Source organism: Phaeovulum veldkampii DSM 11550 (assembly GCF_003034995.1).
Lineage (GTDB): Bacteria > Pseudomonadota > Alphaproteobacteria > Rhodobacterales > Rhodobacteraceae > Phaeovulum > Phaeovulum veldkampii.
Map to the genome: position 1 here is coordinate 25,728 of NZ_PZKF01000020.1, position 14,133 is coordinate 39,860.

Below are 14,133 nucleotides of genomic sequence, written 5' to 3' on the forward strand. Positions count from 1 at the left end.
CCGAAGCCCAACCCCTGCGCGTCCGCCCCCCCCCCACCTCAGGCCTCCAGTTCCACCAGCAGATCCTTGGCGTCGATCTGGCTGCCGGGCTGCACATGCAGCGCCTTGACCGTGGCGGCGCGGTCGGCGTGGATGCCGGTTTCCATTTTCATCGCCTCGATGGTCAGCAGCATGTCGCCCGGCTTGACCTTCTGCCCCACCACAACCGAGACGCTGGCCACCACCCCCGGCATCGGCGCGCCGATATGGGCGGGGTTGCCCTCGGCAGCCTTGGGGCGGGCGGCGGTGGCGGCCTTGATGGCGCGGTTCGGCACCCGGATCACACGGGGCTGGCCGTTCAGTTCAAAGAATACCTTGGCCTCGCCATCCTCGCCGGTTTCGCCCACGGCTTGCAGCCGGATTTCCAGCGTCTTGCCGGGGTCGATTTCGGCGGTGATCTCTTCGCCCGGCTGCATTCCATAAAAGAACGGAATCGTCGGCAGGGTGCGCACCGGGCCATACAGCCGGTGTCGTCCCATATAGTCCAGAAACACCTTGGGATACATCAGATAGCCGTTCAGATCCTCGTCATCGACGCGGAAGCCGCTCAGATCGTCAGACAGTTTTGTGCGCGTGGCCTCCAGATCGACCGGGGCCATCCCGGCGCCGGGGCGCGCGGTCGAGGGCGCATCGCCCTTCAGCACCTTGGCCACGATCCCCGCGGGCCAACCGCCCGGCGGCTGGCCCAGGTTGCCGCGCAGCATGTCCACCACCGAGTCGGGGAAGGCGACGTCCACCGCCGGATCTTCGACCTGCGCGCGGGTCAGGTTCTGCGCCACCATCATCAGCGCCATGTCGCCCACCACCTTCGACGACGGCGTGACCTTGACGATATCGCCAAAGATGCGGTTGGCCTCGGCATAGGCCTGCGCAACCTCGGGCCAGCGGTCTTCAAGCCCCAGGCTGCGCGCCTGCGCCTTGAGGTTGGTAAACTGCCCGCCGGGCATCTCGTGCAGGTAAACCTCGGATGCGGGCGCGGCGAGGCCCGATTCGAACGCCCGATACTGGCTGCGAACACCCTCCCAATAGTTGGAAATCGCACGGATCGCGCCAATATCCAGACCCGTGTCGCGCTCGGTATGGCGCAGCGCCTCGACGATGGAGCCAAGGCAGGGCTGCGAGGTGCCGCCCGAGAACGCATCCATCGCCGCGTCCACCGCATCCACCCCGGCCTCGGCCGCGGCCAGCACCGTGGCGCCCGCGATGCCCGAGGTGTCGTGGGTGTGGAAGTGGATCGGCAGCCCCACCTCATCCTTCAGCGTGCGGATCAGGACGCGGGCCGCGGCGGGTTTCAGCAGGCCTGCCATGTCTTTCAGCCCCAGCACATGGGCGCCCGCCGCGCGCAGATCCTTGCCCATCGCAACGTAATAGGCCAGGTCGTATTTGGCGCGGCCAGGGTCGAGGATGTCGCCGGTGTAGCAGATCGTGCCTTCGCAGACCTTCCCGGCCTCGATCACCGCATCCATCGCCACGCGCATGTTTTCAACCCAGTTCAGGCTGTCGAACACGCGGAACACATCGACCCCGGTTTCCGCCGCCTGCTTCACAAAGAACCGCACCACATTGTCGGGGTAGTTGGTATAGCCCACCCCGTTCGAGGCACGCAGCAGCATTTGTGTCATCACATTGGGCAGGGCGGCGCGGATGTCGCGCAGCCGCTGCCAAGGACATTCCTGCAGGAAGCGGTAGGCCACGTCAAAGGTGGCGCCGCCCCAGCATTCGACCGAGAACAGATCGGGCAGATTGGCGGCATAGGAAGGCGCCACGCGGATCATGTCGATTGATCGCATCCGGGTGGCCAGCAGGCTTTGATGCCCGTCGCGCATCGTGGTGTCGGTCATCAGCAGTCTGGTCTGCGCCGCCATCCAGTCGGCCACCGCCTGCGGACCCTTTTGCTCCAGCAGGGTCCGGGTGCCGGGGGCGGGGGCGGCCTTGGGCGCGGGCGGTTTCGGTGCGCGCGCCTCGGCGGGGGGGCGCGGTCGGCCCGCGGTTTCGGGATGCCCGTTCACCGTGATGTCGGCGATATAGGTCAGGATTTTCGTTGCCCGGTCGCGCCGTTTGCGGAAATGGAACAGGTCGGGCGTCGTGTCGATGAATTTGGTGGTGTAGCTGTAATCCAGAAAGGTGGGGTGTTTCAGCAGGTTGATGACAAAGTCGATGTTGGTGGAAACCCCGCGGATGCGGAATTCGCGCAACGCCCGGTCCATCCGCTTGATCGCCTGTTCGGGCGTCTGTGCCCAGGCGGTGACCTTGACCAGAAGACTGTCGTAATAGCGGGTGATCACGCCGCCCGCATAGGCGGTGCCGCCATCCAGACGAATGCCCATGCCGGTGGCCGACCGATAGGCCGTCAGGCGGCCATAATCGGGGATAAAGTTGTTTTGCGGGTCTTCGGTCGTCACCCGGCATTGCAGCGCATGGCCCGACAGGTGGATGTCGTCCTGCCGGGCGATGCCGGTGGCTTCGGCCAATGTCGCGCCCTCGGCCACCTTGATCTGCGCCTGAACGATGTCGATGCCAGTCACCTCTTCGGTGACGGTGTGTTCGACCTGAACGCGCGGGTTGACCTCGATGAAATAGAACTGCTCGGTGTCCATATCCATCAGGAATTCGACCGTGCCCGCGTTCTGATAGCCTACCGCGCGGCCGATCTTCAGCGCCAGTTCGCAGACCTCGGCGCGCTGGGCGTCGGTCAGGTAGGGGGCGGGCGCGCGTTCCACGACCTTCTGGTTGCGGCGCTGCACGGTGCAGTCGCGCTCATACAGGTGATACAGCCCGCCGTGGGTGTCGCCCAATAGTTGCACCTCGACATGGCGGGCGCGCAGGATCATCTTTTCCAGATAGCCCTCGCCATTGCCAAAGGCCGCTTCGGCCTCGCGGCGGCCCTCGCGCACCTTTTCGGCCAGCTCCTCGGGGCCGTTGATCGGGCGCATGCCGCGCCCGCCGCCGCCCCAGCTTGCCTTCAGCATCAACGGGTAACCCACCGCCCCGGCCTGACGGCGCACCTCGTCCATGTCGTCGCCCAGAACGTCGGTTGCGGGGATCACCGGCACACCGGCCTTGATCGCTACCTGCCGGGCGCTGGCCTTGTCGCCCAGCGCGCGCATGGTGTCGGCACGCGGACCGATGAAGGTGATGCCCGCCGCCGCGCAGGCCTCGACGAATTCGGGGTTTTCCGACAGCAGGCCATAGCCCGGATGGATCGCATCGGCGCCGCATTCGCGGGCCACGCGGATGATTTCGGGGATCGACAGATAGGCCGCCACCGGCCCCAGCCCAGCGCCGATTCGATAGGCTTCGTCGGCCTTGAAGCGGTGCAGCCCCAGCTTGTCTTCCTCGGCATAGATGGCGACGGTCTTCTTGCCCAGCTCGTTGGCCGCGCGCATCACGCGAATGGCGATTTCGCCCCGGTTGGCGATCAGGATCTTGCTAAACATCGGCGGCCCCCGTGGAATGTTTGCGCGAACTTTTAGGGGGGTGGCGCTGCGGCGCAAGTGCAATTCCGGCGCAGGGCTCAGATTGCCGCCCCCCGTGCCGCCGCTTGACAGGGCCGCACGGCCACCGCAAGCAAGGTGGCATGATCGACCTGCGCCCTGTCGGATATGTGATCGGCCTGTTGGTCGCGGTTCTGGGGGCCGCGATGCTGGTTCCCATGGCGATTGACTGGCAGCGCGGCGACCCGCACTGGCGCAGCTTTCTCGAATCGTCGTTCCTGACCACCACCTTCGGTATTCTGACCGCGCTGGCCTGCCAGAACGCGGTGCGGAAAACGATGAACCTGAAGCAAAGCTTCATTCTGACCTCGGGCGTCTGGCTGGCCCTGCCGCTGTTTGGCAGCCTGCCCTTCATGCTGGGCGCGCCGGGGGCAAGCTTTACCGACGCCTATTTCGAGGCGATGTCGGGCATGACCACCACCGGCACCACGGCATTTCCGCATCTGGATGGGCTGCCCTATGGCACAAATCTCTGGCGCGGCATCCTGCAATGGCTGGGCGGGCTGGGGATCGTGATTGTCGCGATGATCTTTCTGCCGGTGATGAAGGTCGGCGGGATGCAGTATTTCCGCTCGGAGGGGTTTGACACGCTGGGCAAGGTGCTGCCCCGCGCCTTTGATATCTCGACCGCGATGATCCGCATCTACATCGGCCTGACGGTGCTGTGCGCCGGGGTCTATGCCGCGCTGGGCATGACCAGTTTCGACGCGGTGATGCACGCCCTGACCACCATGAGCACGGGCGGCTTTTCCAACTATGATGCCAGCTTTGCCGTCTACCGGGGGCCGGCAGAGTATGCTTCGAGCGTTTTCATGATTCTGGCCGCGCTGCCCTTCATCCGGTTTGTCCAGTTGACGCAGGGTCATGCCGGCCCGATCTGGCGCGATATTCAGGTGCGCGCCTTTCTACGCTGGATGGCTTATGCCATCGGGGTTGTCGTGGCCTATCGGATGTGGCTGCACGAGACGGCCTTCTGGCCCACCCTGCGCGAGGTCACATTCAATGTGGTGACCATTTTCACCGGCACGGGCTATGCTTCGGAAGATGTGACGAAGTGGGGCCATCTGGCCTTCGTGGTGCTGATCATCACGGGCCTGATCGGCGGCTGCACCGCGTCAACCGGCTGTTCGGTCAAGGTGTTCCGCTATCTGATCCTGTTCGAGGCGATCAAGACCCAGATCCGGCGGCTTTACAGCCCGCATCGGGTGCGCCCGGTGCGTCTGGCCGGGCGCCCGGTCGAAGATGAGGTGATCGGCTCGGTCATCGCCTTTTTCGCGCTGTTCATCCTCAGCTTTGGCCTGCTGATCGTGGGGTTGTCGCTGGCCGGGCTTCAGACCAGGACCGCCCTCACCGGGGCCTGGACAGCGATTGCCAATGTCGGCCCGGTCTGGGGCCCAGAGGTATCGGCCACCGGGTCGGTGGACAAGTTTCCCGCCGCAGCAAAGTGGATGATGATTTTCGGCATGTTTCTGGGCCGGCTGGAGCTGATGACAGTGTTCGTGCTGTTCCTGCCGCGGTTCTGGCGCAGCTAAGATCACTCCCAGCAGGACACCAGAACCGTCATGCCGGTGGCCAGTCGCGCCAGATCCTCGGCGGCCATGGCGCCGCTGCGGGTGGCGGGCTGCGGCGCAAGGCCCCGCTCGGCCAGCACCGTTGCCAGCGCGCCCGATTGCAGCGCCACGGCCAGATCGGCAGGCAGCACCCGCCCGCCAGTGCCGTCCTTCGGCAAAAGCATCCCCACCACTGCCCCCGCTGCATCCAGAACCGGCCCGCCCGCATCCCCCGGCAAAGCCGCCAGCGCCAGCCGCACATGCCCCGGCTCGGCCGCCAGCCCGCCCTCGCGCGACAATGTCCCAAAGGTCAGCACCGGCGCGCTGATCGCATCCTCGTAGGGATAGCCTGCCACCGCCACCTCGGCGTCGGGCCGGGGCAGGGCGGTCTGAAATTCGGCCACGATACGCGGGGCAAGCAGGGTTTTCGGGCGCAGCACCGCCAGACCCAACGCCGCATCGGCAAAGGCCACCTCGGCCTCGGTGCCGTCGATGGTGATGCGCCCGCAGCCCGCCACCACATCGGCGGTGGTCAGCACCCCGCCCTGCGCGTCGATGTAAAAGCCCGACCGCGACAGCATCGGCCTGCGCAGATCAAGCCCCGCCATCAGCCCGGCCTTCGGCACCGCCAGAGGCTCGCCCAGCGCATCGTTCAGCGCGGTGTTGCCCAGCGGGCGGAAGCTGGCCTTCATCGCGGCCAGAACCCGCTCCATCCGGGCCGCCTCGGACGCCGGGTAGACGAGGGTAAAGCCCTTGATCAGACCGCCTTTCAACTCGGCCTGCGTGTAGGACTGAAGCCGCGCATTCTGCCCGGTCAGGGTAAAGCCGATGCGGCTGCGCTCGCGCGCACCCTCTATCGGCACGATCTCCAGCCCCTGCATCGCATCATAAAGCGCAAACAGCGCGGCCTGATCGCCCTGCCGCGAAATCAGCAGCACCTTGACGCCTGACCCGTCTTTTTCGGCGTAATGCACAAAGGGCGGGTCGTAGTGGTCAAAGACCACCAGCCCGGTGGGCAACTGGATCTCGATCCCGGCCTCGGCCTCGGTCACGGTTTCCAGCCCAAGTGCGGTGCGGTCTGCGGCCACTTCGGCCAGCAACCGGGCGCGCTGGGCGGTGGTCAGAACCCCGGTCGGGTCTTCGCCCACGGCGCTCTGCCACTCGGCCATCGAGCGTCGCGTGCCCGGCCCGAAGGCGCCGTCGATGGCGGCGGTGTAATGGCCGGTCCAGTTCAGCGCAGACTGGATTTCCTCGCGCTCGGCCCGGCTCAGCGCGGCCTCTGCGGCGCGGGCCTGGGCCAGCGTTTCGACCGGGTCGGGCTGCGGGGCGGGGGCCACTTGCGGCACGGCTGCCTCCGGCACGGCCGTGCCTGGCGCGGCGGCCTCGGGCAGTGGCGCCGCAGGCGCCGCGGGTGCGGCGGCGATATTGGCTGCAGGCCCGACGGGCCAGAACTTCTGGCGGAATTTGGCGCTGTCGGCCACATAACTGTCGGACGGGATCATCCCCTCGCTGCGCAGCAGTTGCGCCTGGGCGGCGGCCTGTTCGGGCGTGAACGGTCCCAGCGCGATGGCATACCACCCCGACGACAGCGCAAAGCCCGCCACATTGGGGAATGTCTCGGCCCAGTCGCGGGCGCGGTCCTCGCCCTCGCGCAGGGTGGGTTGCGCCTCGATCTGGACCCAGGCGTCCTGCGCTGCCGCCGCGCCCCCCATCGCCAGCGTCACCCCGATCACCAAGCCCCAGACACCCTGCTTCATCGTCTCCACACCCTTTTTGTCGCGCCGTCGCCGCACCGGATGGCAAATTAGCAGGATGCGCGGCGCCGTCATCCGAAAAACCGCCGTGCCCCGGCGCCCCCCGTTGACCCTGTCGCCCCCCTTGCCTATGCAAAGGGCGCATCCGGAGAGCCCCCATGACCCAGACCGCCCCCCGTTCCTTTCAGGAGATCATCCTGCGCCTGCAAGCCTATTGGGCCGCGCAGGGCTGCGCTGTGCTGCAACCTTATGACATGGAGGTGGGTGCGGGCACCTTTCACCCGGCCACCACGCTGCGCGCGCTGGGCAACCGCCCCTGGGCCGCGGCCTATGTGCAGCCCTCGCGGCGCCCGACCGACGGGCGTTATGGCGAAAACCCGAACCGCTTGCAGCACTATTACCAGTATCAGGTCATCATCAAACCCTCGCCGGCGAACCTGCAAGACCTCTATCTTGGCAGCCTGCAAGCCATCGGCATCGACCTTGGCCTGCACGACATCCGCTTTGTCGAGGACGACTGGGAAAGCCCCACGCTGGGCGCCTGGGGGCTGGGCTGGGAGGTGTGGTGCGACGGCATGGAAGTGTCGCAGTTCACCTATTTCCAGCAGGTCGGCGGGCATGACTGCCGACCCGTCTCGGGCGAGTTGACCTATGGGCTGGAACGGCTGGCAATGTATGTGCTGGGTATCGACCATGTGATGGACATGCCCTTCAACGATCCCGACGCCCCGATTGCACTGAAATACGGCGACGTTTTCGCTCAGACCGAACGCGAATATTCGCGCTGGAACTTTGATCAGGCCGATACGGCGATGCTGCTCAAGCATTTCGAGGATGCCGAGGCCGAATGCGACCGCATCCTGGCCGCCCCGGCGCTGGATCCGAAAACCGGCAAGACGATTCCGATGGCGCACCCCGCTTATGACCAGTGCATCAAGGCCAGCCACTTGTTCAACCTGCTGGACGCGCGCGGGGTGATTTCGGTAACCGAGCGGCAGGCCTATATCGGCCGGGTGCGCGCGCTGGCCAGGAAATGCGCCGATGCCTTTGTCACCACCGAGGCCGGGGGCGCCGCATGATCCGCGCCGCGCTGCCTTTGGCGCTGGCGGCGCTGCCCGCGCTGGCCGCCCCCACCGGCGAGGTGCGGCTGGTGTCGGTCGTCACCGGCGAGCCCGAGCCGATCCTTGCCGCCACGCTGGATGCCAACAGACGTGCCGCCTGCCTGTCCACGCCGCTGTCGCTGGCGCTGTTGTCGGAAACCTACCGCATCGCCGACGATGCCCGCCCCACCCCCGCCGCGCTGCCCTGTTTCGATGCCGCCCGCCTGAGTGCCGATCTGGCCGAGGGCCGGGCGGTTGCCTTTCTGTCTGACCCCGGCCCCGGCCCGCTGCGCCTTGTGGCGGTCTACCCCGATGGCCGGGCTTATGCCTGGCAGCAGCCCCACCTGACGGAGAAGTAAATGCCCGATCTGCTGATTGAACTCTTCTCCGAGGAAATCCCGGCGCGGATGCAGGGCCGCGCGCGTGACGATCTGCGCCGCCTCGTCACCGACGGCCTTGTGGCCGCTGGGTTGACCTATGCCAGCGCCGGGGCGTTTTCGACCCCGCGCCGTCTGGTGCTGACCATCGAGGGGCTGTCGGCGCAATCGCCCACCCTGCGCGAGGAACGCAAAGGCCCCAAGGCCGACGCGCCCGCGGCGGCGATCGAGGGGTTTGTGCGTTCCACCGGCCTCACGCGCGATCAGTTGGAGCTGCGCGACGACAAGAAGGGGCAGGTCTATTTCGCGGTTCTGGAAAAGCCCGGCCGCCCCGCCGGCGTGATCGTGGCCGAGGTGCTGGAGGAGACGATCCGCACCTTCCCCTGGCCCAAGTCGATGCGCTGGGGCACCGGCACGCTGCGCTGGGTGCGGCCGCTGCATTCGATCCTGTGCATCCTGACCGACGAGGCCGGGGCGCAGACCGTGCCGCTGGAGGTGGAGGGTATCACCGCGGCCAACACCACCGCGGGGCACCGCTTTCTGTCGCCCGGCCGGTTCGCCGTGACCTCGTTCGACGATTACCGCGCGAAACTGAAGCGCGCGCATGTGGTCCTCGATTCAGCCGAGCGTGAGGCGATGATCTGGGCCGAGGCGGGCAATCTGGCCTTTGCCCGCGGCCTTGAGGTGGTCGAAGACCGCGGCCTTTTGACCGAGGTGGCGGGGCTGGTGGAATGGCCCGTGGTGCTGATGGGCGAGATCGGCGAGGAATTTCTGAGCCTGCCGCCCGAGGTTCTGCAAACCTCGATGCGCGAACATCAAAAGTTCTTTTCGGTGAAAAACCCCCGCACCGGCCGGATCGAGGGCTTTGTCACCGTGGCCAACAATGCCACCGCCGATCATGGCGCCACGATCCTCAAGGGTAACCGCAAGGTGCTGTCGGCCCGGCTTTCGGATGCGCGGTTCTTTTGGGAAAACGACCTGCGCACCGTCACGGCGCAGGGGCTGGAGGGCATGGGCGCCGGGCTGGCGCATGTCACCTTCCACAACAAGCTGGGCAGTCAGGCCGACCGCGTGGCCCGTATTGCCGCGCTGGCGCGCGAAATCGCGCCGCTGGTGGGCGCGCAGCCCGATCTGGCGGCCGAGGCCGCGCGGGTGGTCAAGGCCGACCTGCAAAGCGCGATGGTGGGCGAATTTCCCGAGCTTCAGGGCGTGATGGGCGGCTATTACGCCCGCGCCGCCGGCCTGCCCGAGGCGGTGGCGAACGCCTGCAAGGCGCATTATTCGCCGCTTGGCCCCTCGGACGAGGTGCCGACCGACCCGGTTTCGGTCGCCGTGGCGCTGGCCGACAAGATCGACACGCTCACCGGCTTCTGGTGGATCGACGAAAAGCCCACCGGGTCGAAAGATCCGTTTGCGCTGCGTCGGGCTGCGCTGGGGGTCGTGAGGCTCGTGCTTGCGAACAAAGTTCGCTTGCGCCTCTTGGATGTAATTTTGGCTGGCTACGAGCCCTTTGATCGACAACTCCGTTGGGAACTTGAGTGCGAAGAACAAGACGCTGATGTCGAAGCGGCAAAGCGGCTAGATGTTCCCGTCTCGGTATTTCAAGATTGGCGATCCAAAATTGCGCAAGAAAAGCGGCAACGTAACGGGCCGAGTGATTTCGAACGACGCTTGTTTGAGATTGATCTGAGCAATGTGCCTCATCCTGGCGCCAGCCTCCTCGCCTTCTTCCATGACCGCCTCAAGGTCTACCTGCGCGATCAGGGTATCCGGCATGACGTGATCGACGCCTGCCTGGCCATGCCCGGCAACGATGACCTGACGCTGCTGGTCAAACGCGCCGAGGCGCTGGCGGCGTTTCTGAAATCGGATGACGGCACCAACCTCATTCAGGGCTTCAAGCGCGCCAACAACATCCTGACCCAGGCCGAGGCCAAGGATGGCGTCGAATATTCCTATGGCGCCGATCCGAAATTTGCCGAGACCGAGGAGGAACGCGCCCTGTTCGCGGCGCTTGACGCCGCCGAGGCCGCGATTGCGCCCGCCATGCAGGCCGAGGATTTCGCCGCCGCCATGGCCGCGATGGCCGCCTTGCGCGGCCCCATCGACGCCTTCTTTACCGCGGTGCAGATCAACACCGACAATGCGGTGGTGCGGCGTAACCGGCTGAACCTGCTGTCGCGCATCCGCCAGACCTGCCTCAGCGTGGCCGATCTGACCCGCATCGAGGGCTGAGCGCGCCTGCCCTCTTGCGGCAGGACGCGGGCGGTCTATGCTGCGAGGAAACGGAGGATGCTGCGGTGCAGAGACACGTCGAGATCGCGGAATTCACCGAACTGACCCCCGGCGCCCCGATCACCGTGGCGCGCCACGGCTGGCGTGCCAAATGCTTGCAGCGGCTGATCCGGCTGAACCTGCCGGTGCCGCGCACGCTGGCGCTGCCGGTAGAGACCGTGCGCGCCATTGCCGCGGGCGCGATGCCCGATGTCGGCCGCCTGGCCGCCGCCTTTGGCCCCGATCTGCTGGTGTCGGTTCGCCCCAGCCCCGAACACCCCGAATGGGGGGGGCCGCGCTCGGTGCTGAATGTGGGGATCAACGCCGCCCGCCACGCCGCGCTGTGCGACAGCCACGGAACCGAGGCGGCGGATGCGCTGTATCTGCGTTTCGTGCAATCTTACGCCACCCATGTCGCCCGGCTGGACCCCGACATGTTCACCGCCGAACCCGGCCCCGGCGCGCTGGATGCGGCGCTGGCCGCCTACCATGCCGAAACCGACGACGAGTTTCCACAAGACCCCGCGCGCCAACTCGCCGAGGTGCTGCGCTCCATGGCCCGCGCCTGGGAGGGCACCACGGCGCGACTGCTGCGGCAGGCCAAGGGCGCCCCCGCCGAGGCCCCGCTGGGCCTTTTGGTGCAGCAGATGGCGCTTGGCATCGGGCGGGGGTTTTCCGGCTCGGGCACGATCCAGTTTGTGGACGGGGTGACGGGGGCGGCGCAGATAACCGGGCGGTTTCGCGGGCAGGTGCAGGGGCGGTCGGCATCAGAGGAGACGTTCTATCTGACACGCGATCCGCGCGGCGCCTCGCTGGAGGAGGTCGCGCCCCGGATTTTCGCCGATCTGGTGGCCCATGGCGCCGCCTGCCGGGTGCGGCTGCGCGAAGAGATGCAGTTGGAGTTTACCGTCGAAAGTGGGCAGCTTGCGATCATCGACGCGCTGCGGGTGCCGCGGTCATCGCGCGCGGCGGTCAAGATCGCGGTGGCGCTGGCCAATGACGGGGTGATCGGGCGCGAGGATGCGATCTTGCGGGTGGAACCCCGCGCGTTGTCGGAGCTGCTGCATTATCAGGTCGATCCTCGCGCCCCGCGTGACCGCATCGCGCGCGGTATCGCTGCCAGCCCCGGCGCCGCCACCGGGCGGATCGTGTTTACCGCCGCCGCCGCCCAAGCCAGCGCCGCGCGCGACGAAGCCTGCATTCTGGTGCGCCGCGAAACCGCGCCCGAGGATATCCGCGGCATGCACGCGGCCCACGCCGTGCTGACCGAACGCGGCGGCGTCACCAGCCACGCCGCGGTGATCGCGCGCGGGCTGGGCCTGCCCTGCATCGTCGGCGCGTCAGAGATTCAGTTGAACCCGCGCGACCGCACGCTGAGCGTGCCCGATGGCCGCGTGTTCCGCGAAGGCGACACGATCACCGTTGACGGCACCAACGGCGAGGTTCTGGCGGGGGTGGCAGACATGCTGGAACCCGCGCTGGATGACGGGTTCCGCACGCTGCTGCGCTGGGCCGACAACGTGCGCGACATCGGCATCCGCGCCAATGCCGACACGCCCGATGATGCCCGAACCGCGCGCATGTTCGAAGCCGAGGGCATCGGGCTGTGCCGGACCGAACACATGTTCTTTGACGAAGACCGCCTGACGGTCATGCGCGAGATGATCTTTGCCGACACCAGCCGCGACCGGCGCATCGCGCTGGAACGGCTGTTGCCGATGCAGCGTGCCGATTTCACCGCGCTGTTTGACATCATGGCGGGGCAGCCGGTCTGTATCCGGCTGTTCGACCCGCCGCTGCACGAATTCCTGCCACATGACCGCGAGGGGATGCGCGAACTGGCCGAGGCGCTGGATCGCCCCCTGTCCGAGGTGACGCGGCGCGTCGAGGCGCTGACCGAATTCAACCCGATGCTGGGCATGCGCGGGGTGCGGCTGGGTATCACGGTGCCCGAAATCTATGACATGCAGGCCCGCGCGATCTTTGAGGCAACGGTCGAGGCCAGCCGCCACGGCGCGCCGGTGGTGCCGGAAATCATGATCCCGCTGGTATCGGCCGCGCGCGAGGTCGAACTGGTCAAGACCCGGATCGACGCGGTGGCGGCGGCGGTAAAGAACGAGATGAAGGCGCGCTTCACCTACCGGCTGGGGGTTATGGTCGAAACCCCGCGCGCCGCGCTGCGGGCGGGCGAGATTGCCGAACACGCGGCCTTTCTGTCGTTTGGCACCAATGACCTGACCCAGATGACCTATGGCCTGTCGCGCGATGATGCGGGGCGGTTCATGGGGTCTTATGTCACCCAGCAGGTCTACCGCGAAGACCCGTTCCACATTCTGGATGTGGAGGGGGTGGGGGAGTTGCTGTTGATCGGTGCCGCGCGTGGGCGGGCGCATCGGTCCGATGTGACGCTGTCGGTTTGTGGTGAACATGGCGGCAACCCCGAATCAATCGCCTTTTGCCGGGCCGCGGGCTTTGATTATGTCTCGTGTTCGCCGTTCCGTGTGCCTGTTGCACGGCTGGCGGCGGCCCATTTCGCGTTGCTTTCGCCGAAAAAGGGTTAAGGCATCTTTTCCCCGTTTTGTTCTTCCGGGGGCAGGTATCCACCAGATGTTGACGGATTGGCAGGCTCGCCGGGTGCGGTTCGGCGGGTTTTTGCCGTTTTCGCGGGGTGATATGTTGCAATTATGCAACAGTGCATGGACTCTGGCCCGGCTTTGCGTTAGCTGACGCCCGTTGTCATGGCCGACGGCCGTGGCGGCGAACTGTCCTTATCGGGAAAAATACATGTCAGTGCTGAAAAGCTGGGCCGGAGGCGCGGTTGTGCTTCTCGCCCTCGCCGGAGGCTTGCGTGCCGAAGTTTCGGTAAGCCAGTCGAACGACCCCGCCGCGCGGCTGGGGCAAAGTCTTGTCGCCTTGTTCGGGCAGGAACGCTCGGCGATTGAGTCGCTACCAGAGGCGCGGCTGGCCGCAATCACCCGCGCCCCCGAGGCATCGGCCCGCAAATCCAAACGCGGCAAGACCGCGCAAACGCCCGTCATCGGCTATGATGAAGCCTGGCTTGCGGCCCAGCCCGCAGCCACCGGCGATGCCGAGTTTCAGTGCCTTGCGCAGGCGCTGTATTTCGAGGCGCGCGGCGAAAGCCCGGCTGGGCAGGCCGCTGTGGGCGAGGTGATCCTGAACCGCGTGGACAACCCCGCCTATCCGGGCACGGTCTGCGGCGTGGTGCATCAGGGCAATTCGAACGGCTGCCAGTTTTCCTATGTCTGCGATGGCCGCGCCGACCGTATCAGCGAGCCGCAGATCTATGAGCGTGTGGCCAAGATCGCGCGCGCCCTGCTCGATGGGGCGCCCCGCGCCCTGACCGAAGGCGCCACGCATTTCCACACCCCTGCGGTCAACCCCGACTGGTCTCGCCGCTTTGCCCGCACCACGCGGATCGGGGCGCATATCTTCTACCGCGCACCCCTGCGCACCGCGATGCGCTGAACAGCGGGGCGGGGCCGATGCCCCGCCCTGTCGCGCCTGCCGTTCGCTGCGCGTGCCGT

The 14,133-nt window shown here is 66.7% G+C and carries 8 protein-coding genes; 6 read left to right on the forward strand and 2 right to left on the reverse strand.

Annotated features, from left to right (window positions below; all coding sequences use genetic code 11):
- Positions 1–38: 38 nt before the first annotated feature.
- On the reverse strand, positions 39–3,476 hold the full coding sequence (locus C5F46_RS09945; protein WP_107325198.1) for a pyruvate carboxylase: 3,438 nt from the start codon (positions 3,474–3,476) through the stop codon (positions 39–41).
- A 140-nt stretch (positions 3,477–3,616) separates the two neighbouring features.
- On the opposite strand from C5F46_RS09945, the gene C5F46_RS09950 reads away from it, so the two are divergent.
- Positions 3,617–5,065 carry a TrkH family potassium uptake protein gene (locus C5F46_RS09950; RefSeq protein ID WP_107325199.1) on the forward strand — a complete coding sequence of 483 codons (1,449 nt, stop codon included), beginning with the start codon at positions 3,617–3,619 and terminating at the stop codon, positions 5,063–5,065.
- 2 nt (positions 5,066–5,067) lie between these two features.
- On the opposite strand, the gene C5F46_RS09955 is transcribed toward C5F46_RS09950, so the two are convergent.
- Positions 5,068–6,840 carry a serine protease gene (locus C5F46_RS09955; RefSeq protein WP_107325216.1) on the reverse strand — a complete coding sequence of 591 codons (1,773 nt, stop codon included), beginning with the start codon at positions 6,838–6,840 and terminating at the stop codon, positions 5,068–5,070.
- 155 nt (positions 6,841–6,995) lie between these two features.
- On the opposite strand from C5F46_RS09955, the gene C5F46_RS09960 reads away from it, so the two are divergent.
- The 5 genes from C5F46_RS09960 to C5F46_RS09980 all read left to right on the forward strand — a co-directional run bounded on the left by C5F46_RS09960 (position 6,996) and on the right by C5F46_RS09980 (position 14,074).
- Positions 6,996–7,916, forward strand: a complete 921-nt coding sequence (locus C5F46_RS09960) for a glycine--tRNA ligase subunit alpha (protein ID WP_107325200.1) — start codon at positions 6,996–6,998, stop codon at positions 7,914–7,916.
- On the forward strand, positions 7,913–8,296 hold the full coding sequence (locus C5F46_RS09965; RefSeq protein ID WP_107325201.1) for a DUF6446 family protein: 384 nt from the start codon (positions 7,913–7,915) through the stop codon (positions 8,294–8,296). Before C5F46_RS09960 ends, C5F46_RS09965 begins: the two co-directional genes overlap by 4 nt.
- Positions 8,297–10,549 (forward strand): glycine--tRNA ligase subunit beta, encoded by a 2,253-nt coding sequence (gene glyS / locus C5F46_RS09970; RefSeq protein WP_107325202.1) that lies wholly within the window; start codon positions 8,297–8,299, stop codon positions 10,547–10,549.
- A 65-nt stretch (positions 10,550–10,614) separates the two neighbouring features.
- On the forward strand, positions 10,615–13,149 hold the full coding sequence (locus C5F46_RS09975; protein WP_107325217.1) for a putative PEP-binding protein: 2,535 nt from the start codon (positions 10,615–10,617) through the stop codon (positions 13,147–13,149).
- Between the two features lie 223 nt (positions 13,150–13,372).
- Positions 13,373–14,074 (forward strand): cell wall hydrolase, encoded by a 702-nt coding sequence (locus C5F46_RS09980; RefSeq protein WP_107325203.1) that lies wholly within the window; start codon positions 13,373–13,375, stop codon positions 14,072–14,074.
- Positions 14,075–14,133: the final 59 nt, after the last annotated feature.